20 protein-coding genes and 1 pseudogene are annotated in these 24,155 nt (G+C 66.7%); 11 read left to right on the plus strand and 10 right to left on the minus strand.

Features of this window, described 5'->3' with window-relative positions:
* Positions 1 to 125 (plus strand): annotated as a pseudogene (locus A7X12_RS25120) (IS3 family transposase); the annotation flags it as partial.
* A gap of 236 nt (positions 126 to 361) precedes the next feature.
* Positions 362 to 511, plus strand: a complete 150-nt coding sequence (locus tag A7X12_RS25555; protein ID WP_157105591.1) for a hypothetical protein — start codon at positions 362 to 364, stop codon at positions 509 to 511.
* Between the two features lie 13 nt (positions 512 to 524).
* On the opposite strand, the gene A7X12_RS12810 is transcribed toward A7X12_RS25555, so the two are convergent.
* The 7 genes from A7X12_RS12810 to A7X12_RS12840 all read right to left on the minus strand — a co-directional run bounded on the left by A7X12_RS12810 (position 525) and on the right by A7X12_RS12840 (position 7,502).
* Positions 525 to 1,829 carry an O-acetylhomoserine aminocarboxypropyltransferase/cysteine synthase family protein gene (locus A7X12_RS12810; RefSeq protein WP_064312000.1) on the minus strand — a complete coding sequence of 435 codons (1,305 nt, stop codon included), beginning with the start codon at positions 1,827 to 1,829 and terminating at the stop codon, positions 525 to 527.
* A gap of 102 nt (positions 1,830 to 1,931) precedes the next feature.
* Positions 1,932 to 3,050: a PepSY-associated TM helix domain-containing protein gene (locus tag A7X12_RS12815; RefSeq protein WP_198162024.1), complete on the minus strand. Its 1,119-nt coding sequence runs from the start codon at positions 3,048 to 3,050 to the stop codon at positions 1,932 to 1,934.
* Complete coding sequence (locus A7X12_RS12820; protein ID WP_064312001.1) at positions 3,050 to 5,068, minus strand: TonB-dependent receptor; 2,019 nt, start codon at positions 5,066 to 5,068, stop codon at positions 3,050 to 3,052. The genes A7X12_RS12815 and A7X12_RS12820 overlap by 1 nt, the downstream gene beginning before the upstream one ends.
* A 36-nt stretch (positions 5,069 to 5,104) precedes the next feature.
* Entirely contained in the window at positions 5,105 to 5,740 is a 636-nt protein-coding gene (locus A7X12_RS12825) for an SCO family protein (protein WP_064312002.1), read from the minus strand.
* A complete protein-coding gene (locus A7X12_RS12830) occupies positions 5,727 to 6,200 on the minus strand; it encodes a copper chaperone PCu(A)C (RefSeq protein WP_064312003.1) in 474 nt (157 codons plus the stop codon). Before A7X12_RS12830 ends, A7X12_RS12825 begins: the two co-directional genes overlap by 14 nt.
* An 18-nt stretch (positions 6,201 to 6,218) precedes the next feature.
* On the minus strand, positions 6,219 to 6,734 hold the full coding sequence (locus A7X12_RS12835; RefSeq protein WP_064312004.1) for a DUF2244 domain-containing protein: 516 nt from the start codon (positions 6,732 to 6,734) through the stop codon (positions 6,219 to 6,221).
* 363 nt (positions 6,735 to 7,097) lie between these two features.
* Positions 7,098 to 7,502 carry a DUF2946 family protein gene (locus A7X12_RS12840; RefSeq protein ID WP_084445414.1) on the minus strand — a complete coding sequence of 135 codons (405 nt, stop codon included), beginning with the start codon at positions 7,500 to 7,502 and terminating at the stop codon, positions 7,098 to 7,100.
* An 855-nt stretch (positions 7,503 to 8,357) separates the two neighbouring features.
* Between A7X12_RS12840 and A7X12_RS12845 the strand changes: the two genes are divergently transcribed.
* The 5 genes from A7X12_RS12845 (at position 8,358) to A7X12_RS12865 (ending at position 16,334) form a co-directional block, all read left to right on the plus strand.
* Positions 8,358 to 8,891, plus strand: coding sequence for an RNA polymerase sigma factor (locus tag A7X12_RS12845; protein WP_064312005.1), 534 nt, complete (start codon positions 8,358 to 8,360; stop codon positions 8,889 to 8,891).
* Positions 8,888 to 9,823, plus strand: coding sequence for a FecR family protein (locus A7X12_RS12850; protein ID WP_064312006.1), 936 nt, complete (start codon positions 8,888 to 8,890; stop codon positions 9,821 to 9,823). Before A7X12_RS12845 ends, A7X12_RS12850 begins: the two co-directional genes overlap by 4 nt.
* A gap of 91 nt (positions 9,824 to 9,914) precedes the next feature.
* Positions 9,915 to 12,767 carry a TonB-dependent receptor domain-containing protein gene (locus A7X12_RS12855; protein ID WP_064312007.1) on the plus strand — a complete coding sequence of 951 codons (2,853 nt, stop codon included), beginning with the start codon at positions 9,915 to 9,917 and terminating at the stop codon, positions 12,765 to 12,767.
* Complete coding sequence (locus tag A7X12_RS12860; protein WP_064312008.1) at positions 12,764 to 14,812, plus strand: hypothetical protein; 2,049 nt, start codon at positions 12,764 to 12,766, stop codon at positions 14,810 to 14,812. Before A7X12_RS12855 ends, A7X12_RS12860 begins: the two co-directional genes overlap by 4 nt.
* Positions 14,813 to 14,852: 40 nt before the next feature.
* Positions 14,853 to 16,334: a tryptophan halogenase family protein gene (locus A7X12_RS12865; protein WP_064312009.1), complete on the plus strand. Its 1,482-nt coding sequence runs from the start codon at positions 14,853 to 14,855 to the stop codon at positions 16,332 to 16,334.
* Positions 16,335 to 17,099: 765 nt separating this feature from the next.
* Here the strand turns inward: A7X12_RS12865 and A7X12_RS12870 are convergent.
* Together A7X12_RS12870 and A7X12_RS12875 are read right to left on the minus strand one after the other, a co-directional pair.
* On the minus strand, positions 17,100 to 17,900 hold the full coding sequence (locus tag A7X12_RS12870) for a gamma-glutamyl-gamma-aminobutyrate hydrolase family protein (RefSeq protein WP_198162025.1): 801 nt from the start codon (positions 17,898 to 17,900) through the stop codon (positions 17,100 to 17,102).
* A gap of 4 nt (positions 17,901 to 17,904) precedes the next feature.
* The gene (locus A7X12_RS12875) at positions 17,905 to 18,546 is read right to left on the minus strand and encodes a peroxiredoxin (protein ID WP_064312010.1); all 642 of its coding nucleotides are present in this window, start codon (positions 18,544 to 18,546) and stop codon (positions 17,905 to 17,907) included.
* A gap of 293 nt (positions 18,547 to 18,839) precedes the next feature.
* On the opposite strand from A7X12_RS12875, the gene A7X12_RS26610 reads away from it, so the two are divergent.
* A complete protein-coding gene (locus A7X12_RS26610; protein WP_269747819.1) occupies positions 18,840 to 18,971 on the plus strand; it encodes a hypothetical protein in 132 nt (43 codons plus the stop codon).
* A 322-nt stretch (positions 18,972 to 19,293) separates the two neighbouring features.
* On the opposite strand, the gene A7X12_RS12880 is transcribed toward A7X12_RS26610, so the two are convergent.
* Entirely contained in the window at positions 19,294 to 19,905 is a 612-nt protein-coding gene (locus A7X12_RS12880; protein ID WP_232318495.1) for a TetR/AcrR family transcriptional regulator, read from the minus strand.
* A 155-nt stretch (positions 19,906 to 20,060) separates the two neighbouring features.
* On the opposite strand from A7X12_RS12880, the gene A7X12_RS12885 reads away from it, so the two are divergent.
* The 3 genes from A7X12_RS12885 to A7X12_RS12895 are packed head-to-tail and all read left to right on the plus strand — an operon-like array spanning position 20,061 to position 24,121.
* Positions 20,061 to 21,164, plus strand: a complete 1,104-nt coding sequence (locus tag A7X12_RS12885) for an LLM class flavin-dependent oxidoreductase (protein ID WP_064312012.1) — start codon at positions 20,061 to 20,063, stop codon at positions 21,162 to 21,164.
* A 3-nt stretch (positions 21,165 to 21,167) separates the two neighbouring features.
* Positions 21,168 to 21,749 carry an NADPH-dependent FMN reductase gene (locus A7X12_RS12890; protein WP_064312013.1) on the plus strand — a complete coding sequence of 194 codons (582 nt, stop codon included), beginning with the start codon at positions 21,168 to 21,170 and terminating at the stop codon, positions 21,747 to 21,749.
* Positions 21,749 to 24,121: a beta-glucosidase gene (locus A7X12_RS12895; RefSeq protein WP_064312040.1), complete on the plus strand. Its 2,373-nt coding sequence runs from the start codon at positions 21,749 to 21,751 to the stop codon at positions 24,119 to 24,121. Before A7X12_RS12890 ends, A7X12_RS12895 begins: the two co-directional genes overlap by 1 nt.
* Positions 24,122 to 24,155: the final 34 nt, after the last annotated feature.

Genomic DNA, 24,155 nt, shown 5'->3' on the forward strand with positions numbered 1-24,155 from the left:
ACCTGCTTCACCTGCTTCACCCATTTGCCGGCGGCCGGATGCTGCGCGACCTGCTCCGGCAGGAGGGCATGGCGGTAGGCCGGCTGCATGTCGCCACGCTGATGAAGCGGATGGGACTGGAGGCGCGTTGCATCGTTCCTGTGCCGGCTGATGCCGGCAAGTAGGATGTTGATACAGGCGCAGGATATGTACGCGCCCGCGCTGCTTGGTCTTTGCATGAATGGATACGCAAGGCTGGGACAGTTTGCCGTATCGCTTCGATGAAACGAGCGTTGTACCGGCGGATCCAGAGTCGCGGACGGTCGCCGGCGCAGCATGTGCGCCGCTGACCGCGAGACTGGACGGAAGACGAGATCTTGGCATGCTGACGAAAGGCGAGCGCCGGTTCCGGCGCGGGCTGCACCTGACCATTGCGCTGTTGCTCGCGTTCACCGCCTTCGTGGTGCTGTTCGAGCCCAAGCGATCGGCGGCGTCGGGTGCTGCGACGCCGCCGATGTGTTCCAGCCGCTAGCGGCGCAGACCGGCTACCGCGCCGCGTTCGCCCGGTCGAGCGCCCGGACGAGGTCGGCGAGGATGTCGTCGATATGCTCCAGCCCGATCGACAGCCGGACATAGCCTCGGGATACGCCCGTGACCGCCTGCTCCTCGGCGGAGAGTTGCGAATGGGTGGTAGAGGCCGGATGGATCGCCAGGCTGCGCGCATCGCCGATATTGGCGACATGGTAGAAGAGCTCAAGCGCGTTGATGAATGCACGGCCCGCGTCGCTGCCGCCCGCGAGCTCGAAGCCGACAAGACCGCCCTGGCCACCGGTCAGCACGCGTGTGGCGCGTTCGGCCTGGATGCCGGTCTGGACCGAGGGGTGGATCACCCGGGCTACCTCGGGGCGCGCCTGCAGGAAGGCGACGACCTTTGCCGCATTCTCGCAGTGGCGGGGCATCCGCAGCGGCAGCGTTTCCAGGCCCTGGAGGATATGGAACGCATTGGTCGGCGACAGCGCCGCCCCCAGATCACGAAGCAGCACGGTGCGGGCGCGCAGGATATAGGCGATAGGTCCCAAGGGCTTGGCCGCCTGGCTCCACACCGCGCCGTGATAGCTGGGATCGGGCGTGTTGAGCAAAGGCTGCCGGTCGGGAAAAGCTTCCCAGTCGAAATTGCCGCCATCGACGATCATCCCGCCGATCGAGGTGCCGTGGCCGCCGATATATTTGGTCGTCGAATAGACCACGATCGCGGCGCCGTGATCAAACGGCCGGGCGATCAGCGGCGCGGCGGTGTTGTCGACGATCAGCGGGATGCCCAGCGGACGGCCGAGCGCGGCGATCTCGCCGATCGGGGCGACGATCAGCTTGGGGTTGGGCAGCGTCTCGACATACCAGGCGCGGGTACGCGCGTCGCTGGCGCGGACAAAGGCGTCCGGATCAGCGGGATCGACGAAGCGGACTTCGATGCCCATGTCCTTCAGCGTGTTGGCGAACAGGTTCCAGGTGCCGCCATACAGGTCGGTGCCGCTGACGATGTTGTCGCCGGCGCGGGCGAGGTTCTGCACCGCATAAGCCGAGGCTGCCTGGCCCGAGGCCACCGCCAGCGCCGCCGCGCCGCCTTCGAGGGCGGCGATGCGCTGCTCCAGCACGTCGGTGGTCGGATTGCCGAGCCGGGTATAGATGTTGCCCAGCTCGCGCAGCGCGAACAGGTTCGCGGCATGCTCGGTATCGCGGAACTGGTAGGAGGTCGTCTGATAGATCGGCGGCACCACCGCGCCGGTGCTCGGGTCGGCGCGCCAGCCGGCGTGCAGGGCGAGCGTTTCGGGGTGCAGCGGGCGATCGGCCATCGTTCTTCCTCTCAAGCGGCGGGTCTATCCTGTCGGGCAGGATGCTAGCGGGCGTCCCCGCGAAGGGGAGATAGATTTCCTTGGGATCGCCCCGCTGGACGCTCACCCGTGGCGGCGGCGCGGCCTCCGGCGCCGCCAGCGCAGCAGGCCGGTGACGAACAGCGCGGTCGGCGCGAGCCCCGCCACCAGCGCGAGCAGTCGCCCAGACATCCCGAACGCCTCGCCGCCATGCAGCGGGTGCAGCCAGTTGACCAGCACATCGCCGCTGCTTTCCGCCAAGCCGTCGCGTACCGCGAGGATCCGGCCGCTATAGGGATCGAGCCAGACATTGGTCCGCGGGAAGCGCCGGCTCGGTTCGCCGGGGCGGGCGAGGTTGATCCGGATCGGTGCGGTCGCCCGCGCGGGCGTCTCGATCCAGGCGAGGCGGCCATCGGGAAAGCGATGCTCGGCGCGCGCGACGAGGGTGTCGAGCGGCAGCGGGTTGCTGGTGGGCGCCACGGTCAGGGCAGGGGGCGTGAACAACGGCGACATCTGCCGGAGCAGGGGCCGGACCTGATCCGGCAGGTCTAGCAGCACACCCGTGCCGGTACCGATGAGCAACAGCACCAGCGTGCCCGCGCCGGTCAGCTTGTGCCAGTCATAGAGCCGCCGTACCGGCGCCGCCCGGCGCTTGAAGTGAAGGCTCCGCCGCCAGCCGCCCTTGCGCGGCCACCAAGCCCAGAGCCCGCTCGCCACTAGGATCAGCATCACGCCCCCGGCGATGCCCATCGCTACCCCGCCGGGCTTGTCGAGCAGCAGCCGGTAATGGAGATCGTAGGTCCAGGTGAAGAGGGTCTCGCCCCAGAAACCGGTGCGGATCGTCGTCTGCCGGACCGGGTCGATCCAGACGAGCAGCGGCGCGAAATCGCGCGCCGCCGTCTCTTTGGGCTTGTAGTAGCGCACCGGTATCGCGCCGCCGCCTTCCGTCACTTCGATCCGCCACGCGCCGGTGCGGGCGGGGTGCTCGCGGTGAAGGGTGTCGACCACGGCCTGCCAGGATGCCGGCCGCGCCCCCGCTGGCACCGCCCGCAGCGCCGGCGACAGCGCTGCGTCGATCTCCGGATAGAAGACCAGCAGGCTGCCGGTCAGCCCGGCAACAGCGAACAGTGCGCCGATCGTCAGGCCGAGCCAGAGATGGACCCGCCGCACCAGCACGCGCAGCGAAGGGCGCGCCGCCGCCATCAGAAGCGGAAGCGTACCGCGCCGTAGAGCGCGCGCGGGTCGGCCGGCCCGTGCAGCCGTTGGGTGCCGTCGAACCAGACATATTCGTAGCGGTCGTTGGCGAGGTTCTTGAGCTGGGCCGAAACCTCGACATGCGCGTCGATCTGGTAGGCGACCTCGGCGTTGAGCACGACATAGTCGCCGAACCGGCCCTGGTTGTTGGCGGCATTGAGCTGGTAGCTCGACTGGCCGTTGCCGGTCAGCGACAGGCGCAGCTTCTCGGTCGGCGTTACGTCGATGCCGCCGGAGAAGACATGGCGGGGAACATGGTCGATATCGTTGCCGGCCTGCGACGGCGTCGCCGGATCGGGGGTGACGACCCGCGCGGTCTGGTAGGAATAGCTGCCCCACAGATCGACGCCCTTGATCGGCTTCAGATCGACCTGCACGTCGATGCCGCGCCGCCGGGTTTTGCCGAGATTGTCGAAATCGCCCGAGGGATCGTTGAGCCGACGCTTGAGCTCGCCGCTCGCGGTCTGCTGCCACAGCGCGACGCGGGCTTCCAGCCAGCGCCCGCGCGCCAGCTTGATGCCCGCCTCATAGCCTTCGTTGATCGAGGGGGCGAGATTGGCGGTGCGTGGCGGCACCAGATAGGCACCCGAGCCCGCCCCGATCTGGAAGCTGCGGCCGTAATTGCCATACAGCGTCACGCCCGCGCCGGGGGTTACCGCGACGCTCATCTTGGGCTGGCTGATCGTGCCATAGTCGTTGATCGGCGCGGTCGCACCGTTCAGCCGGTTGGTGAAGCTGCCCGCCACCCGGTCCACCCGCCAGGCGGGGGTAAGCTTCAGCCAGACGGTCGGTTCGATCACCGCCTGCAGATAGCCGCCATAGACGGTGAGGTCGAATTTCTGGTCGCGGGTCTGGCTGGTCAGCGTCCGGCGATTGGCCAGCCAGCGCAGGCTCTTGTTGTCCTGCACCTGCACGTCGCCGCCGGCTTCCAGCATCAGCCGATAGAGGAAATCGACCTGCGGGTGATAGTGCAGCGCCAGCGTGCCGCCATATTGCCACTCGTCGGCCAGCCGTCGCTGCTGCGCGACGTTCGCCGAATAGCGCACATAGCGGTCGTCACGCAGGCTATTCGCATAGCCGGTGGCGTTCAGCGCCAGTGCATCGTTGAGGCCGCTGTCGAGATGCAGGCTGTACTGGCCGATCCGCCGCGTGCCGCCATCGGTTTCGGAAATTGGATAGGAGATGCGCCGACGGGTGTAGGCGTCTGCATCGGTAAGGTAACCGGGCTCCTGCGCGGTCGCGTCCGAATAGCGGACGATCGCTCCGATCCGCGTGCCGCCGAAATTGAAGAACCATTTGCCGGCCAGGTTCAGGCGTTCGAGATCGGCATGCGCGCGGTAGCCAGTGGTCGAGCGGTAGCCGACCATGTAATTCTGGCTGAAGCGTCCGCGCTCCAGCCCGGCGGAAAGCTGCCCGTCCATCGTCCCGAACGATCCGCCGAGTAGTCGAGTGTCGAGGTACGTGCCGCCGATTCGGGTGGCGATGCTGGCACTGCCGGCGATGGCGTTGAGCCCCCAGCGTGGATCGGCGGTGCCGCGCACCAGCTCGATTCCGGCGATGTCGAGCGGCGATATCATGTCGATCGCGGTCATCGCGCCGGCATTGTCGTTGCTCGGCACGCCGTCGACCAGCAGCTTGACCGCGTTGATCTCGCCCTCGCCGTTGAAGCCGCGGATCGAGAAGCGGCCCGAGGTCGTGCCCTGGTTGAAATCGGTCAGCACCACGCCGGGTAGCCGCGCGAACAGCTCCCAGGCATTGTCGACCGACTGGCGCTGGGCGACATCACCGCCGAGCACGTCGACCGAGGTGAGGACGTTCTCGGTCGAGCGGGCCATGCTGGGCGCGGTGACGACGATCTCACCGATGGTGAAGCGGGTATCGCTTTCGACCGGGGCTGGTTGGGCGGTCTGCGCCAGCGCCGGTCCGGCGATCGCAAGGCATGCGCCGGCGAGTAGGATGGTCTTCAAGAGAGCGTTCCCCTATTTTTCTGGATAGGTCGAGCGTCAGGACGCGATCACGCGCTTGAGCTTCGCCAGCGCGGCGTCCTGCGGTTCCTGGTGATCGATGGTGGTGACGAACCGGCCTTCGCGGTCCATCAGGTAGATCGCGGCGGTATGGTCGATGGTGTAGTCGCCGCCCGGCACGGGCACCTTCTCGTAATAGACGTGGAACGCCTTCACGATTTGCGCGAGCTGGGCATCGGTGCCGGTCAGGCCGATAATCGGCGTGCCGAAGAGCGTGAGATAGTTGCCGATGTCCTGGCGCTTGTCGTGGCCGGGATCGACCGAGACGAAGACGATGGCGAACTTCATGCCGTCAGGCCCAAGCTGCTTGCGCAGCTGCGCCATGCGGTTGAGCGAGGTCGGACAGACGTCCGGGCAGCGGGTGAAGCCGAAGAAGATCGCATAGGGCTTGCCCCGCAGCGACCGGTCGGTGACCGTATTGCCGTTCTGGTCGGTCATCGCGAAGGCGCCGCCGAAGCTCGGGGCGGCGACGGTGGGGGGCGCATCGCGGCGGGTGACCCAATAGGCCGCCCCGCCCGCCAGCGCGAGCAGCAGGAGGCCGCTGATCGCCCAGCCGATCCAGCCCCGCGCGGCGTCACGCGGCCGGGGCGTACCGTCCGGATCAGTGGTGGTCATGCGATGCCTCCCCGGTGAAGCCGACCGGCTCCACCTTGAGCTGGACGGTGATCGCACCGGCCTTCTGGAAGCGCAGCGTCAGCGGCACCGTCGTGCCGAGCGCGAGCGGCGCCTTCAGCCCGATCAGCATCACGTGATAGCCGCCCGGTGCGAGCGTGAGCGTGCCGCCGGCGGGGATCGGCAGGCCGCCAGTTACCGGGCGCATGCGCATCACGCCGCCCTCCATCGTCATGTTGTGCAGCTCGGTCTTGGCCGCAGCGGGCGATACGACGCCGACCAGCCGGTCGTCTGCGCGGCCTTTGTTGGTGACGACGAGGAAGCCGCCGCCATTGCTCTGGCCCGAGGCGGTCTGGCGGGTCCATGGATGGGCGATCTGGAGGCTGCCCAGCGTGAATTCATGGGCGAGCACGGGGGTGGCAGCTGCGATGGCAAGCGTGATGCCGGCGAGAAAGCGTTTCATGGCGTATGTTCCTTGTCGTCAGGAGAAAGTGCGGGCCGCCCGCAAGGCGGCCTGGAGCCGGGGCGCGACGGCGCGGCGATCGGCGGCGGATATGAACTGCCCGATCCGGTATCGTTCGCGCCGCAGGACCAGCCATAGCTCGCAATCGAGCTCGGAGCGGCTGGCGATTTCGAGCCGGGTCCAGAAGACCGGCAGCGCGTGTTCGGTTCGCCGGCCGTGATGGTCGATCCGGACCAGCTCCAGCCGGTCCCCGTGGATACGCAGCTGTTCCTCCGGGACCGGCCGGCGGCGGAACAGGACAAGCGCGACCGCGAGGCCGCCCAGGTCGAGTATCGAGAAGGCCAGGACCGGCCATGCGCCGAGCAGCAGAAATCGCAGCGAGACGAGGATCGCAGCTACCGTCGCCCCGCCCAGCAGGAGCTTGCCCTCGAACGAAAGGGCGGAGCGCGGCGCCGCCATCCGTATCTCGAAGGCGTTCGTTTCGACCGATCCCCAGGGATCCGGCGGCGGCACCGGCGTTGCGGCGGCGCTCATCGCGTCTGCTCCGCTGCGGCGGCGGTCTCGGCGTGCCCCAGCGGGGCATCAGGCATCAACGCGGCGCCGACGCGCAGCACGAGGCAAAGCGCGATCAGACGCCATGCGGATCGTCGGATACGGCGGAGCCAGCCGATAAAGGGCGGCAAGCCGGTCGGTAACGGCGCCCGTGCATGGACGGAGTTGCGACGGGCGAATGCCCGTGCAGCAGGAAACGAAAGCATGGATGGCAGTCCTCGACGCCTGCGGGCGCCGCGTATGCGCGCGACACCCGGTCAGGCCTTGCTACGAGGCGGGACGGCCGGCGGGAGGTCTGCGCCCAGGCGCAGCTTCCCCGTTCAGCCCGTCACGCGGCGGCGTCGATCAGAATGCCGGCGGCCCGCGCAGGGGCGGCCGCAGATAGGGCGGTGCAGCCATGGCCGGCGCGGCCAGCACGCGGATGCCCATCGCCAGCACAAACAAGAGGGCCAGCGCGAGCAGGATCGGGTCAGTTGCCGCCAATGACGGCGCAGACAGGCCGGAAAAGGCGCAGGGCGGTTCGTGCTTCTCGCGATGGTCCTCGCCATCGTGCTTGCCCTGTTCGAGACCGGGGATGGCCATCACCATCGTCATCGGTCCGGTGCCCGAGCACATCCGCACGACCATCCGCCCTTCCGCCACGGTCGGCATGAACCCGACGGGCAGCACGAGCTTCATCGCGAGCGCAAGCACGAGGATCGCACCTGCGACGAGACGATGGCTGGCAACAAGGCGACGTAGCGGCTGCACGACGCTATCCTAGCGCGGGCGGATAAAGTTGTCATGTGTCGGGAGGTGGGAGCCGAAGATCGGCTTTTGATTTTTGACGAGGCGCTTTCGGTCATTGGGCGCGATTTACGTCGACATGGCTTGATGGGGGTAGTTTCCTTCGGGTCCGGCGTAGGGCGGAGCGCAATCGCTGCCGCTTATAATGGGCAACCGAGGCAGCAGCGGATGGCCAGACCACGATTTTCGTCGATGTGGCTCCGGATGGCGGCTCCCGCCACAACCAGTCATTCCATCACGTTCGAGCCACCTCCCAACGGAGCCGATCAATCAGGGTGCGCAGCGATGGGCTAACGCCGCGATCGGGTGACACTACACCGGTCGATTGCAGGAGAAGCTTCGTGTTTCGCTGGCCAAGTCGGCCGGGACCGCATGCCCGGCCGCTAGGAATTGGGCGGCATAAGGATCGGCCATGGCGAGATGGGCGTTGCGGGACTGCCATCCACTGCACGGCCTGCGGCGCGGCGGGACCGGGCAAGACGCTTGGGTCGATAGTCGGGGTCGGGATCGTTTACGGAAGGCAACGCCACGGGCGACAAAGCGGGCGGCGCGGCCTGCGATGCCGGGTGGGTAACTTCTGCGGTTCTGACCCGAGGCGTTCAAGACGGCCGAACCGGCCAAGCGGACGTCCTTGCCGACGCCGTTCATGGTGGTGCGGGCCCTGAGCCTCCACGACAGGAGCACGATCAAAGACGAAATACGACAGGCTGCTCGACGGAACTGCGGCGTTGCTGCATCTAACAAGGCTGAGGGAAGCCTGTGAGTTCAGATCAGCTAGTCGTATGGGTCGGTCGCCACATCCTGCCGCACGAGCGGCAGTTGAGGGTCTGGTTGCGTGCGGCGTTTCCGGCGGTGGACGTGGATGACGTGGTGCAGGAAACCTATTGCCGGATAAGCGGGCTCGACCAGTTCGAGCATATTGACGATCCTCGCAGCTATTTCTTTCGCGCCGCGCGCAACGTCGTACTGGAGCAGATCCGGCGCGAGCGCGTGGTCAGCATCGGCGCCGCCAGCGGCCTTGCCGAACTGGACAACGCCCCCGATCCAGCCCAGTCGCCCGAAGAGATCGTCGCCGGACGTCACATGCTCGCCCGGATCGAGCGGTTGATCGACGCGCTGCCCGATCGCGCGCGGCAGGTGTTTCGGCTCCGCAAGATCGACGGCATGGCACAACGCGACATCGCCTTGCGGCTGCGCATCCCGGAAATCGCCGTCGAGAATGACGTCGCGCGTGGCCTGCTCCGTATCCTCAACCAACTGAGCGAGGAGGAGAAGGCCGAGCTCCCGATCCGGCGTCGGGCTGCGCGGACGGCGGGGCACGGCAAGCGGCGCGAAACCGGAGGGCGGCAATGATCGACGAGATTGCCTGCCGCTGGGCCGCCGCGATCGATCGTGGGCTGAGCGACGCGGAAGAGGCCGAGCTCGCGGCCTGGTTGGCGGAGGATCGTCGGCATCGCGGCGCGCTGCTGCGGACCAGGGCGGCGATGAGCCTGCTCGATCAACGACATGCGCTGCCCGACTGGGAAGAACCATTGCCGGCTCGGCCCCGCCGCCCGCGCTGGTGGAAGGTCAGCGCTGGCGCGGTCGCGGCGGTGTTGGTCGTCGCCTGGGGCGTCGGCGTGTGGATCGATCGTGGGGAGGTGATTGACACGCGGGTGGGTGAGATCCGGAGCATGCAATTGGCCGACGGATCGGTTGCGGTCGTCAACAGCGGGACGAGGCTTCGCGTGGCGTTCACCCGCGCCGAGCGTCATGTCGAGATGACCAAGGGCGAGGCGTGGTTCGAGGTCGCGCACAATAAGGCGCGGCCGTTCGTTGTCGCCAGCGGCCCCTATCGCGTGCAGGCGGTCGGTACCGCCTTTGATGTGCGGCGGGAGGGAGAAGCCGCGCAGGTCGTCGTGACCACCGGCGTAGTGAAGATCTGGTCGGTCGACAGCGTTGAACCGGCGCGGCGTGTCGCGGCGGGCGAATGGGCGGTACTGCAGCCCGGCAAGACAATCGCGACGCGGGCGATGCGCCCTCAGGCATCCGATCAGCAACTGGCCTGGCGCGAGCGAAAGATCGTGCTGGACAACATGACGTTGGGCGAGGCGGCGGCCGAGTTCAACCGCTACAACGTCACCCGGCTGGAGGTTGCGCCGCCACTCGTCGGCAGGCGCGTGGTCGGCTGGTTCCGCATCGACGATGTGGACGGCTTTGCCGTCTCCAGCGCCGCGATGGTCGGGGGGCGCGTGGAACGGATAAACCGGCCGGGCGAAGGGTCCGTCATGCGGATCCTGCCCTGAAAATTTTCGCATCGCCGACGGAAGTTGCGGGGCCGTGCATCCTTGGATCAGCGCCGTACGAAGCGCGTTCGACATTCCAGGGAGAGGTGCCTTGCGCAAGAGCCAGATTTTCAGCGTTTCGATGGTGGCGATCGCCGCCGTCCTTGCGACGCCTGCCGTAGCCGCCCAGACCATCCGCGAGTTCAACGTGCCGCGTCAGCCCGCCGCCGCGGGGCTGGTTCGGTTCGCGCAGCAGGCGAACATCCAAATCATCGCTCCGGGCGACGCGACGAATGGCCAGACCGTTTCGGAAGTGAAGGGCCAGTTCAGCGTCGAGGAAGGGCTGCGCAGGCTGATTGCCCGCAGCCATTTGCGATTGATGTCGTTCGACGGCCGTACCGCAGTGATCGCCGCGGCCGATCCGGTTGCCGCGCGCCATGCCAGCTATAGCGCCCCGCGCGACACGGCCGCCGGCCCGCAGTCGAGTCCTCCTGCTACGGAAACGGCGCAGGCTGAGGAGAGTCCCGAGAACGAAATCATCGTCACCGGCAACACCTCCGACAAGCGCACGCTGTTCAACTCCTCATCCAACGTCACGCTGGCCGGCGCCGCCGACTTGCAGCGGAAAGCGCCGCGCTCCACGGCGGATACGCTGGAGTTGGTTCCCGGGGTGTTCGTGGAGGGTACGGCGGGACCGATCTCCAACAACTATTCGGTGCGCGGCCTGCGGGGCGGCGGTCAGACTTTCATCACGCTGGAGGAAGACGGCATGCCGATCCTCTATGGCGGCGGCGGCGCGGACTTCTATTTTCAGAACGACATCACCATCAATCGCCTCGAAGCGGTCGAGGGCGGCACCTCGGGCGTGCTTGCTCCCAATGGCGCCGGGGCGACGATCAACTTCATCTCGATGAAGCCCAACCACGACCAGGCGACCGCGATGGTGCGCTTCACCGGCGCGACCTATGGCGACCTGCGTGCCGACGGCTATTTTTCGGCACCGATCGCTGATGGCTGGGCGTTTAATGTCGGCGGCTATGTCACCTCGCAAAAGGGGGTGCGGCGCACGCCTTTCACCTTCAACGCCTATGACGTGAAGGCGATGCTGGAGAAGAAATTCTCCAATGGCGGCCTGCTCCGCTTCACCATCAAGAATGGCGACAAGCATTTCCCCTATTACGCCGACATGCCGTTCCGCGTGGCCGCCAATGGCACGATCAGCAGCGTGCCCAGTCTCGATCTCAAGCGGGACGATGTCGGCGGGCGCGGCTTCACCGAGTTTTTGGTCCCCGATGCGCCTGCTACCGGCACGAGCCTGCGCCGGTTCAGCTCCGCAGACGGCGTCCACGTCAAGTCGACCACCTACCGCGTCGACCTGGAAATGCCGGTCAGCCCCAGCGTGCGTCTGTTCGCCCGGGCACGGTATCTGGACGGCTCCTATGACTTCAACGGCATTTTTCCCGGCAGCGGGTCGGGCACTGCGGGGCTAACCCCCGCGCTCAACTATCTGACTCCCGCCCTCTCGCCGCTTGCCGGGTTGACTCCGCTCCAGGGCTCGCCGCAGACCTACTTCCAGGTCGCCGCGCAGCGCTTCCCCGGGGCTGCCCAATATGGGCTGCGCAACATCCGCACGGGCCAGGTGATCGCGGCATCGAACACCACCGCGCTGAACGGCCTGAACGGCAATGGCCTGCTCCAGCAGACCGTCCTCAACCACCAGACGCTCGCGACGAAGGATTTCGGCAGCGACTTCGGGGTCAAATGGGACGCGAGCGGCAGCAACCTCGATAACTCGCTCACCGTGGGCGGCATGGTCTATAATGTTCGCCGGCGGAACGATCAGTCGGCGGTGGCGACAGTCCTCAATGACGTGCGCAACGACTCCAACGTCTACGACATGGTCGCGCTGAATGCGGCAGGCGGCGTGCTCGGATCGCTGACCAACAACGGTATGGTCAATTACGGCAACTGGGGGCAGGGCCTGTTCAACGACGAGATCACCTCGCTTTCCGCCTATTTCAATGACGAACTCACCATCGGCGAACGGCTGCACGTCGATTTCGGTGCGCGCTACGAGCACCAGCATGTGCGGGTCAACATCGGCAACACCGCGCTCGTCAACGCGCCGGTGCCGGCAGGAACGCCGGGTCTGTACGACAATGTCGGCAGCACGTTCGACGGCACCTATACGCGCCAGAGCGCCAATTATTCCGACTGGGCGTTTACGGGGGGCGTCAATTACGAGCTCACCGACCATGTCGCGCTCTATGTCCGCGGTGCGCGCGGATTCCAGACCAATGGCGGCGACACGGGCGGGACCCACAAGCCGACAGAGCTGACCCTGTATGAGGGCGGCGTACGGTTCAAGGCAGCCGCCTTCAACGCCTCGATCATCGGCTTCCGCACCGAATTCCGCGACCAGTCCTACCAGTTCGTCAACCCGGCGAACCCGGCGCAGGCGAGCAACGCGCTGGCAGACAACACCACCAATGGCGTGCAACTCGATGCCATGGTGCGGCCGGTGCAGTTCTTCAGCCTGAGCGTGCAGGGCGTGTACCAGGAGCCAAAGCTCGGCAATCTGCGCTTCGACGGCGTCGCGCAGCCTCAATATGACGGCAACACGCCCGAGCGCACCCCCAAGAAGCTGCTGACCGTCACCCCGTCCTTCATCCTGCCAGGCGGGCTGGGCGAGATCTATGGCCGCTACAAATATGTCGGCAAGATCTTCGCCGACAGCGGCAACGGCATTGCGCTGCCCGATTATGGGGTGTTCTCGATCGGGGCGAGTCTCGACGTCACGCCGCGCCTGAACCTGTCGGTCAGTGTCGACAACCTGACCGACGTGAAGGGCTTTACCGAGGGCAACCCGCGCCAGGGACAGACCCAATCGATCGTCGACGGCTATTTTTACGGCCGTGCGATCGTCGGGCGCAACGCGCTGATCAGCGCGACGCTCAAGCTGTGAGGCTGAAGGCGGGGCTGCGGCCGTCGTTGGGGCTGGCGGCGGCGTTGCTGTTGACCGGTGCCGCCCCCGGTACCGCGCAGGTCGAGCAATATGCGGTGCGCGAAGGGCTGAACCTCAACAGCTTCACGCGTTCGGGTCCGGTCGCGGCACATGTCGTGCTGCGATCGGGCCGGCAGCCCCGGCTGCTCGTCGCCTTTCCGGCGGGCAACAGCGGCACGGCGCTGTGGTTCGAGCCGCTCGCGAAAGATGCCGAATGGCGTATCGAAGGCGCGCCCCGACCGATCACCCAGCGCGACGCCAAGGGACGGCCGCTCCACGGCGTCCGCTTCGTCGCGACGATCGACGCCGAACGCCTTGTCCCGCACCAGGCGGTGCTGTCGAGCATCCGAGTCATCCGCGATTACCAGGCGCTGGGCAAGGCGCCCGCCTCGGTGCTGACCGCACCGCGGCTGACGGGCGATGGCATCCGGTGGTCGCGCGCTCGGCTCGACGGCGCGGCTGGCTATGATCTTGCGATAAACGTCATCGGTGGCCGCGTCGCGGGCGGTGCCATTCTCGCCGGCCGGGACGGGAGGATCCGCCTGGCCGTGACGGCGGTGACGGGCGAGACGCCGCTCTCCCCGCGCGGCGGTACGGACCTGCTCAACGACAAGGCGCAAGCCGATCCGGGTGCGCGTAACGCGCTCACCTTCCTCAGTTATGCCGAGAAATATCTGGCCGGATCGTGGCGGTTCGACACCTATTTCGGGCGCGACACGCTGATGTCGGTCCGCCTGCTGATGCCCGCGCTGCAGCCTGCGGCGGTGGAGACCGGCTTGGAATCGGTACTCACTCGCCTGTCTGCCCAAGGCGAGGTCGCGCATGAGGAGGATATCGGCGAGTTCGCCATCCTCGACCATCAACGGACCGACGGCACCCTGTCCGACGCGCCGGTCTACAACTACAACATGGTCGACAGCGACTATATGCTGGCGCCGGTCGCGCGGGCGTGGTTGCTCGACGATCCGCGCGGGAGGGCGCGAGCGCAGGCTTTTCTGGCGCAGCGAATCGGCGGCGAAACCATGGGGGCGCGGCTTGTCCGCAACCTGCGTTTCGTCTTGCGACAGGCGGCGCCCTTTGCGCGTGATCCGGTGGCCGCGCATCTGGTCGCGCTCAAGCCCGGCATGGACGCGGGCGAGTGGCGCGACAGCAATGACGGGCTGGCGGGCGGCCGCCTTCCCTATGACGTCAACGCCGTACTGATTCCTGCGGCGCTCGATTCCGCCGCGGCGTTGCACGCGAGTGGGCTGCTCCGTCCCTATTTGGCTGCCGGCGATCCGGCTGCCTTCACACAAGCCCGGGCGGTAGCCGATGTCTGGCGTGCCAAGGCGCCACCATTGTTCGACGTGACTCTGTCCGCCGCAGAGGCGCGGCGCGCCGTCAGCGACTATGCGCGCACCGTCGGGGTGCCGGACGCGCCCGCGCTGGCGGCGATCGGCGCCCAGCCCGTACGCTTCCCGGCCATTGCGCTGGATGCGCAAGGCCGGCCGATCCCGGTGCAGAACAGCGATCCGGGCTTCGCGCTGCTGTTCGAAGAGCCTTCCGCAGAGGCACTGGAGGTCATGACGGCCAGCCTCATCGATGCCTTCCCGGCCGGGCTGCGCATCGGTGCGGGCATGCTGGTCGCCAACCCGGCTTTTGCCGGGGCGGGAATACAGCGGAAATTCTCGCCTAATGCCTATCACGGCACGGTGATCTGGAGCTGGCAGCAGGCGCTCGTCGCCGCCGGGCTGGCACGACAGCTCGATCGCAAGGACCTGCCGGCCAAGGTCCGCCACCGGATCGCCCGCGCGCAGTCCTGCCTTTGGGACGGAATCGAGAAGACGCGCAGCGTGCAGAGTTCCGAACTCTGGTCATGGCGCTATGCCGATGGTCATTACCAGGTTGTGCCCTTCGGTGCGGCGGGGGCGGATGTCGACGAATCCAATGCTGCGCAACTGTGGAGCACCGTTTATCTGGCACTTCGCCGGCCGGCAGGCCCGGCGATCGCCTGCACAGGCGGATGACGCTCGCGGGCACGCGTGAGATGTGGCTAGACGGAGCACTATGACCGACAATCGCATTCGCCGGATCGTGATACTGGGTGGCGGAACGGCGGGCTGGATGAGCGCGGCCGCCCTGTCCCGCGCGCTGGCAGGGCAACGCGTCGCGATCACGCTGGTCGAATCCGACACCATCGGAACGATCGGGGTGGGCGAGGCGACCATCCCCACCATCCACTGGTTCAACCAGATCATCGGCTTGGACGAGCGCCAATTTATGGCCGAGACCAAGGCGACGGTGAAGCTCGGCATCGAGTTCGTCGGCTGGAACGGCGAGGGGAGCCGCTATTTCCACCCCTTCGGCACGTTCGGGCCGCCGGGCGACGGCACGATGTTTCTTCATCGCCTCATCCGCGGACGTGCCGACGGCGATACAGCGCCCACCGAGGCCTATTCGCTGACCGCGCAGGCGGCGCGCTCGGGCCGCTTTGCCCGGCCGGTGCCCGATCGCCGGTCGCTCCTGTCAACCTTGGGCTATGCCTATCACTTCGACGCAGGCCTTTATGCACGCTACTTGCGCGGGCTGGCCGAGCGGGCGGGCGTGACCCGGATGGAGGGCATGGTCGGCTCAGTCCAGCAGGACGGCGAAGGCGGTTTCGTCCGGTCGCTGACGCTGGACGACGGGCGCGTCGTCGAAGGCGAGCTTTTCCTCGACTGTTCGGGGATGCGCGGCTTGCTGATCGAGGAGACGCTCGGCGTTGGCTATGACGACTGGTCGCACTGGCTGCCCTGCGACTGTGCCTGGGCAGCGCCGAGTGCCGCGGAAACCCGCCTCACCCCGTTCACCCGCGCGACAGCGGCCGAGGCAGGGTGGCGCTGGCGTATCCCGCTCCAGCACCGGGTCGGCAATGGCTATGTCTTCGCCAGCCGCTTCCAGGACGAAGCGGCGGCGCGCGCCTCGCTACTGGCCGCGTTGGAGGGACCGCCGCTCGCCGATCCGCGCCTGATCCGCTTCACGCCAGGCATGCGGCGCGAGGCATGGCGTGCCAATGTGGTGGCGATCGGCCTGTCTAGCGGGTTCCTCGAGCCGCTCGAATCGACCAGCATCCATCTGATCCAGAGCGGCATCGCCAAGCTGTTGTCGCTGTTTCCGGCGGCCGACTGTTCGCCCCTGCTGGCGCGGCAATTCAACCGGATTTTCGGGCAGGAGATGCTCGATATACGCGATTTCCTGATCTTCCATTATCATGCGACGGCAGGGCGGGAGGAGCCGATGTGGCGCGAGCGGCAGGCAATGGCGATCCCCCAGACGCTCACCGAACGCCTGGCGCATTTCCGGAACTCGGGCCGGATCGTCTTGTCAAGCGACGAGCTGTTCCGCGATGCGAGCTGGTTCGCGGTGCTTGACGGCCAGGGTGAGTGCCCCGGGGATTACAACCCCTTGATCGAGGGGGTCCATGTTCAAGACAATCTCCGCCAATTGGGGGCATTGCGGTCGGACATTGGGCGAGCGGTGGAAGCTTTGCCGGCACTATCGCGTCCATAAGGCGCGCGGTTGATTGCCGGTGGCCTCGACCATCCTGACGCGCTGGATCGGGTATTCCGCGGCTACCCACTAAGCGATCGGGACCATCTTGGCTTTGGATGGCGGACGTCCGCGGGCGATGCGGCGATCCTTGGCCTCCCCGCCATGCATAGAGGGGCGAGAACAATGCATTTGGGTTGCAGGCCTCTCTGTGACTATCGTGAGGCGGCCCCAGCAACCGCCGCTACAGAATGCCACGCGCCGCCCTCACGGGCGGCGTTGTAGTTTGTAGCGAATGCGACCAAATCTTTCACTTTCGCAACCACCTCCGCCTGCGGACCATCCCGCTCGTCCGGGTAGCCGTCACGCTCTCGATGAGGCCCGAAAGAATCCCCGCAGCTTCCGGTCGCGAGGCATCGTCATTGAGCGATGCCCGCAGCTCTGCAGCCTTCGTACGGAACTGCTTCAGCAACTCGCCATACGAAAAGAGAACGGGAGTAGTTGCATTCCAGCCCTTATCCGCATCCCAATCCGCAAAGTGGCTGCGTGCTTGGCAGCCGGATGGCAGCTTACCGACTTTGTAAGCGTTCGACCCGCATCTGCACGATGCAATCGTCCGTTGATGTCGTTCAGCGCTCAAATTGGGCGCCTCTGGCGCTGTAACGGGAAGAGCTGGCGCCGCTTATCCGACGAGAAGTGGCGCCTTGACGTGTCTAGGGCTTTGCGAAGCCGGCATGCGTTGTAGCAAGGCTGAGCGGCCTGCGACCTTGACGACTCCGACGGTAACTAATGCCCTCGATAGGATCCCGCTCTTACACTATTTCCACCTGCCAATCCGCTAAGAAGGCTTACGCCGACTCGTTCAAAAAAGGCGCGATCGGCGGCTGCCTGGGCTCCGTCCCATTCGGGATGCCATTGCACGGCCAGCACATCGGCGCCGCACGGGCGAGCAGAGATCGCCTCGATCAGGCCGTCCTCCGGCGACAATGCCTCAATCGTCAGGCCATCGCCCAGTCGGTCGATGCCTTCGCGGTGGACCGAATTGACGCTGATGCGGGTCCCTTGCGAGAGGCCGCCTAATAGTCCTCCCGGTGTGAGCGTCACATCGTGGCGCTGGTCAAACAGCGCCTCGAACGGGATGTCGCCGGCGCGGTGATGCTCTGCGCCCAGATCACGGCGCAGCGAGCCGCCGAACAGCACGTTGATCTCCTGCAGCCCGCGACAGATGCCGAACACCGGCCGGCCGCTTTCAATCATCCGCTCGGCCAAGGCAAGGGCAACCCGGTCGCGCTGCGGGTCCGCACGGGATTCCGGCACGGCCCGCCCGCCATAATGGTGCGGTTCGACGTCCGACCTTGAGCCGGTGAGCAGCAGCCCGTCCAGACGCCCGGTGAGCGCCGCCACATCGGCCACTTCCACCAAGGCGGGAACCAGCAGCACCGTCGCCCCCGAGATCCGCGACAGCGGCTCGATGAAGCGGCTGGCCACCGCCTGGATCGGCCGGTCCGCCACTTCGTTGCAGCAGAGCACGCCGATCACGGGTCGCTGGGTGGCGGGTGCAGGATCACGGCGGACGAAGCGGGCCACGCGCTCAGTCCGCTGCTTCGGGCTGCGGCACCGTGCGCAGATAGGGGGTGTGCTCGGTCCAGCCGGCCGGGAACAGCGCTTTTGCTTCATCCGCGCCAAGCGAGGGTAGAATGATCACGTCGTCACCCTGATGCCAGTCGGCCGGGGTCGCGACCTTGTGCGCGTCGGTCAGTTGCAGGCTGTCGATCGTGCGCAGCAGCTCATCGAAGTTGCGGCCGGTCGAGGCGGGGTAGGTGAGGGTGAGGCGGACGCGCTTGGCGGGATCCACCACGAACACGCTGCGCACCGTGTTGGTGTCCGAGGCATTGGGGTGGATCAGGTCGAGCAGCGTCGCCACGCGGCGGTCGACATCGGCGATCAGCGGGAAGTTGAGCGCTGCCCCTTGCGTCCGCTCGATGTCGCCGGCCCAGGCGAGGTGCTGGGCTACCGCATCGACCGACAGGCCGATCGCCTTGACGTTCCGCTTGTCGAACTCAGGCTTCAGCTTCGCGACCGCGCCCAGCTCGGTCGTGCAGACCGGCGTGAAATCCTTGGGGTGGGAGAACAGCACGACCCAGCTGTCGCCTGCCCAATCGTAGAAGTTGAGCGGACCCTGTGTCGATTCCTGGGTGAAGTCGGGGAAGGTGTCGAGTATCTTGAGCGACATGGGAATCCTCCTGTGGCCGACGACCGGCAGCCACTAATCTCCCTTATATAGATGGGAATTGGAGCGAAGAAATTATTGGGGCTGCTGAAGCGCACTGGAGGGTCCCCAGGCTACAATTTTAGGCCTGTGCAAGGGCGGTAACGGCGGGCGATTGGAGATTTGGCGAAAAGCCGAGCTTGCATGCGTGCACAGTTTTTGTGCGTCAAAACCCCATTGGTGAGATGGGAGCTTGTTGCTCCACATCTCGCGCGTGTTGCGCGCAGGGGGCTTCACATCACCGCTGCACTGTTCGCTTGCGTTCTCCCGCTGCCCGCCGCTGCGCCGCCGCCGGGTCGGCCCCGACGGTCGGAGTCGCCGGCTTCGAGGCGCTGCCCAAGCCACTGCCGCCAGCCTATGCCGAGAAGGCGACGCAGATGCGGCGGTGAAGGCGGCCTGGCGCCGCACGAAGTCCTTGGTGCGGGATAGCGATCCGCGCTAGTCGAGCCGGAATCCGAGGCCGTGCAGCACGGCACGCAGCGCATCCCGACCGTCGATCGACGCCGCGCCGCGGGCAGGGGTGACGGCCTATCTGGGGCGGACGGTCACCTACAACCAGCCCGCCCGCTATGGGGTGACATTGCGAACGAAGTTCTGAGCCAGACGCCTGCGCGCGCTGTATCGCGAGCGGTAGCGGGCCGTTCGAATGACGGTGGTGCGCTCCTTGGGGCCGAGCCTAGGCGGGGCGGGCCCCGTACGGTGTTTCGGCGGTCAGGACCGCTCGCGCAGATAGGCCAGGCACATGCGCGCAAGTTCGCGCTTCAGCGATTCCCAGTCATAGTTTCTGGCCGATTCTGCCGTGGACCCAAGGCTCAGCTCACGCGCAAGCGCCGCGAAAATGATGTGATAGACCGAATCCGCTTTCAGCGCCGCATCGCCGCCGATCTCGTCCGAGAAGCGCAGCATTGCGCGATGGGCACCGGCCGCCGAGCGGTCCGCTACCTGCTTGCCCGGGGCCGAGATGAGCGGATCGAATGCCGCGCGGCGCATCGCCAATCGCAGCAGCGGTGCATTGACGCGGAGCACCTCGGCATATTCGTGGACATAGCGCGGCACGAATTCGCCCAGGTCGTGCGCTTCATTGGCCAGGCGCTCGAACATCGCCTCTTCCGAGGAGGCAATCTCTTCCAGCGCCTCGCAGATCACCGCACGGACCAGATTGTCCTTGGATTCGAAGCGCAAATAGATCGAACCGATTGAGACGTTGCCGCGCTGGCTCACCTCGATAAGCGTGAATTCCTCATCCCCCCGTTCCAGCATCAACGTCCGCGCGGCTGCGAACATCCGCTCGTACGACGCCTTGCTGCGCCCCTGCTGGGGCACGCGCCCCACCTGCTCCACGGCGAGGGGGGAACGCGGTTTCCTCTTGGTCGACTGGCTTGACATCGCGCGCAGACAAACCCTATCAAAATAGGAACGTCAATTCTAATTGTCATGGGCCCGAATCAAACGCCCAGGCATTTTTTGGGAGAGTGGCCATGCGCTTTTCAGTTTTCTTGAATGCACGCTCGACGCGCCCTGACCAGGATGGCCGCCTGATCACCGACCTGATCGATCACTCCGACCGTGCCGCCGCGGCAGGCTTCGACGCCATTTTCATGCCGGACCATCACTTCAACGGCTATATGCCGGTGGCCAGCGACAGCTTCATCCTGGCGGGTTATCTCGCCGCCAAGCACCCGGATCTGCATTTCGGCTTTTCGGTCGTATCGGTGCCGTTGCACCACCCGGTGCGCTTTGCCGAGCGGATCAGCATCCTCGACCATCTGACGAAGGGCAAGTTGCTGGTCGGGGTCGGATCCGGCACAACGCCGGAGGAAATGATCGGCTTCGCCGTGAACTACAAGGACGCGGGCGCGATCTCGGAAAAGAACCTGGCGCTGGCCGAAGCTTTGTGGGCGAAGCAGATGGACGATCCGGCGATCGAGATCGACAACGGCCCGCATCAGGGGCGTGTGCTCCAGCGGATCACGCCTGCGCCCTATGGGGAGAAGCACGCCCGGCTGATGCCGGTGGCGATGAAGGAAAGCAGTGCGCGGCGCGCGGCGGTCAACGGCTGGCCGGCGTTCATCCCGGCGTTCACCCCGCCGCAGATCTATGGCACCGAACCCTATGCTCATGTGAAGAAGTATTTCGATACCTATAAGGGCATGCTGCTCGAAGCGGGGCATTCGGATGCGGTGATCGCCGAGGCGCTGAGCTGGAGCACCCACAGCTACCAGTGCGTCCACCTCGCCGAGACCGACGCGCAGGCGCGAGAGGAACTGGAGATCATCCTCCAGGGCTATCAGGACGCGGTTGACCGCGAGAACGAGTTCAATCGCCGCGCCGAAACCGGAGACGCCAACAAGAAGACGGACGTCAATATCAGCGCGCTGCACGAAGGCTGGATCGGCACCTGGTGCCTCTACGGATCGCCGGAGACGGTGATCGAGCATCTGCGGCCCTATGCCGAACTCGGCATCGGCAACATCCTGTGCGGCACCACGACCGGACCGCTTACCGAGCGGCGGCTCGCTTTCGCCAACCAGACGCTCGACCTGTTGTCGCGCAAGGTGATGCCCGCCTTCAAGGGCCGCTGAGCGATGGCCCGCAGGATTGTCGGGATCGGCGGCACGCTGCGCGCCAATTCCTCGAGCGAACTGCTCGCGCGGGCGGTGCTCGCCGAATGCGCGCGACGGGGGGCGGAGACGCGCATGTTCGGCGGACCGGCGCTTGCGCAGTTGCCGCACTTCAACCCGGAGGAGCCGACGCGAAGCCCCGAACAGACCGAGCTGGTCGCTGCCGTCCGCGCGGCGGATGCGCTGGTGATCGCGACGCCCGGCTATCATGGCGGCGTCTCGGGCGTGGTGAAGAACGCGCTCGATCTGCTGGAGGATACGCGGGGGGACGCACGGGTCTATTTCGACGGGATGCCGGTGGGATTGATCGTTTCCGCCGCCGGCTGGCAGGCAGGCGGGGTTACGCTGGCGGCGCTGCGCGGCATCGTCCATGCGATGCGCGGCTGGCCTACGCCGGCCGGCATCGCGCTCAACTCCATCGAGCAGAAGCCGTTCGATGGCGGCGGCACGATCGTCGATCCGGGCGTGGCCCAGATGGTCGCGGTGCAGGCGGAGCAGCTGATGGCGTTCGCACTCGCGCCGGTCGCTTGCGAAAAGGCACTATGATGCGGGAACCCAGCTTCGAGGAGCGCTGTGCGCTGACCGCCGGCGCGGCGATGTGGCAGAGTGTCGCGGTACCGGAGGCGGGCATCCCGGCCTTCACCATGGCCGACGGGCCGATGGGCGTGGCGAGCGGCAATGTCGACGAACGCGATGTCTCGCTGCTGACGCCGTGCCCCACCGCGCTGGGCGCCAGCTGGGACCGGGAGACGGCGCGGGCGATGGGGCGGGTGGTCGGCGGCGACGCGGTAGCGCGCGGCGTCGACGCATTGCTCGCGCCCAACCTCAACCTGGCGCGCAGCCCGCTGGCGGGACGCGCCTTCGAGTATTTTTCGGAGGATCCGCTGCTGGCCGGTGTTCTTGGCGCAGCGTGGATCGAGGGTCTGCAATCGACCGGGACGGGCTCCATCGCGAAGCATCTTGTCTGCAACGACAGCGAGACCGCGCGCGACACGGTCGACGCCCAGGTCGACGAGCGAACGTTGCGCGAAGTCTATCTGCTGCCTTTCGAGATGGCGGCCGGTGCCGGCTGCGCGGGCATGCTCGCGGCCTACAACAAGCTCAACGGTGCCTGGTGCTCCGAGCAGGCCCATGTGCTGACCGACATCGTCAAAGGCGAGTGGCGCTTCCCCTATCTGATCATGAGCGACTGGTTCGGCACGCATTCGACGGACGGGACGATTGCCGCCGGGCTCGACCTGGAGATGCCGGGGCCGGCGCGCTTCATGGGGCCGAAGATCGCTGCGGCAGTGACCGCGGGGCTGGTCTCGATGGACCGCGTTTCCGATGCGGCGGCCAGGGTCGCTGCGACCGCCCGGCGGGTTACCGGCGCCAAGACCACGCCGCTCCCGGGAGAGACGACCGCGGCGATGTTGGAGGACGCCGCGGCGGAAGGCTTTGTGCTGCTGCGCAACCAGGGCGGACTTCTGCCCCTCGCGCCCGATCGCGTAAAGCGGATCGCGGTGATCGGCCCGAACGCGGCAGCGCCCTGCTATCAGGGCGGCACCTTCGCCAAGATCGCGGTCGCGCCCGACACGCCGACGCCGATCGAGGCGATCCGTGCCCGCTACGGCGATGCCTGCGAGATCGTCTACGAACCCGGCGTCGATCCGCAGCCGCGGCTGCCGTCGATGCCGGTGCAGCCGGCACGCGATCTGGGTGACGGTTGTACCAGTGGCATGACGCTCGACTATTTCGCCAGCACCGATTGTTCGGGCGAGCCGCTGTCGAGCGAGACGCGGGCAACCAATTCGCTGGTGTGGTTCGTCGGGGTACATGCCCAGGGGCGGTTCAACGAACCCGGCTCGATCCGCGCGACCGGCCGGTTCACGCCCGCCAAGGACGGCGTGCATCTTTTTTACCTGGGCGGCACCGGCGTGGCGCGGATGCTGATCGACGGGCGCGAAGTGCTGCGTGCGGGCCGGGAGCTGGCCGCCGGTGACGTGATGGGCGTGCTCAAGGCGGGGGATGCCGACGCCGTCGAGGTGATGCTGAAGGCCGGTCGCGAGGTGATGGTCACGGTGGAATTCCACTATCTCGGCGCGCGGGTGCAGGGGCTGTGGTATGGGATCCGAACGCCGGACAGCCCGGAGGCGATGCTCGCGCGGGCCGTCGAGGTCGCGCGATCGGCCGACGCCGTGTTCCTGGTGATCGGAGAAACTTCGGATTCCAGCGTCGAGAGCAAGGACCGACCGGACACCCGTCTGGCGCCCGAACAGCTGCGACTGATCGAAGCGGTGTGCGGGGCAAACCCGCGGACCGTTGCGATCGTGAATGTCGGGCACGCCTTCGACGCCGAATGGGGCGGGCAGGCGGCGGCGCTGCTGGTCGCTTGGTATCCAGGGCAGGGTTTCGCGCCGGCGCTGGCAAGCGTGCTGGCCGGCGACCGCGAGCCCGGTGGCCGCATGCCAATGTCCATCGCCCGCGCCGAGGCGCATTATTGCGGCTATGGCGTCACGCCCGCGGCCGATGGCAGGCTTGTCTATGCCGAGGGTACCAAGCTCGGCTATCGAGGGCTGATCGCCAACGATACGCCGGCCCGCCACGCGCTGGGCAGCGGCTTTGGCTATGCGCGCTTCGCATGGTCGGATGCGTCGGCGGTGAACGACGCGGTGACGGTGACCGTCACCAATATCTCCGATCGCGCGGGTGCCGAGGTCGTACAGGTCTATCGCGACGCGCCCGAGTGCGCGCTGGTCGGCTTCGCCAAGGTGCGACTGGCGCGCGGCGAAAGCCGTCGCGTGACGGTGGAGCTTGAAGCCCGCACGCTGCGCATCTGGCAGGGCGGGGAAGGCTGGCATTCGCTGCGGGGTGAAATCGCGCTTCGCGTCGCGCGGTCTGCGGAGGATCCAGGAATAGCGGTGACGCTGCTCCGGTGACGTTCCGAAGCGCGCGCGTCCTTTTCCTGCTCAG

The sequence above is a fragment of the Sphingomonas sp. TDK1 genome (assembly GCF_001650735.1).
Taxonomy (GTDB): Bacteria; Pseudomonadota; Alphaproteobacteria; order Sphingomonadales; family Sphingomonadaceae; genus Sphingomonas.

Coding starts and splice junctions, on each gene's coding strand:
- A7X12_RS25555 (WP_157105591.1), top strand. CDS start 362: ATGCTGACGAAAGGCGAGCGCCGGTTCCGGCGCGGGCTGCACCTGACC.
- A7X12_RS12810 (WP_064312000.1), bottom strand. CDS start 1,829: ATGGCCGATCGCCCGCTGCACCCCGAAACGCTCGCCCTGCACGCCGGC.
- A7X12_RS12815 (WP_198162024.1), bottom strand. CDS start 3,050: ATGGCGGCGGCGCGCCCTTCGCTGCGCGTGCTGGTGCGGCGGGTCCAT.
- A7X12_RS12825 (WP_064312002.1), bottom strand. CDS start 5,740: ATGACCACCACTGATCCGGACGGTACGCCCCGGCCGCGTGACGCCGCG.
- A7X12_RS12830 (WP_064312003.1), bottom strand. CDS start 6,200: ATGAAACGCTTTCTCGCCGGCATCACGCTTGCCATCGCAGCTGCCACC.
- A7X12_RS12835 (WP_064312004.1), bottom strand. CDS start 6,734: ATGAGCGCCGCCGCAACGCCGGTGCCGCCGCCGGATCCCTGGGGATCG.
- A7X12_RS12850 (WP_064312006.1), top strand. CDS start 8,888: ATGATCGACGAGATTGCCTGCCGCTGGGCCGCCGCGATCGATCGTGGG.
- A7X12_RS12865 (WP_064312009.1), top strand. CDS start 14,853: ATGACCGACAATCGCATTCGCCGGATCGTGATACTGGGTGGCGGAACG.
- A7X12_RS12875 (WP_064312010.1), bottom strand. CDS start 18,546: ATGTCGCTCAAGATACTCGACACCTTCCCCGACTTCACCCAGGAATCG.
- A7X12_RS12885 (WP_064312012.1), top strand. CDS start 20,061: ATGCGCTTTTCAGTTTTCTTGAATGCACGCTCGACGCGCCCTGACCAG.
- A7X12_RS12890 (WP_064312013.1), top strand. CDS start 21,168: ATGGCCCGCAGGATTGTCGGGATCGGCGGCACGCTGCGCGCCAATTCC.
- A7X12_RS12895 (WP_064312040.1), top strand. CDS start 21,749: ATGCGGGAACCCAGCTTCGAGGAGCGCTGTGCGCTGACCGCCGGCGCG.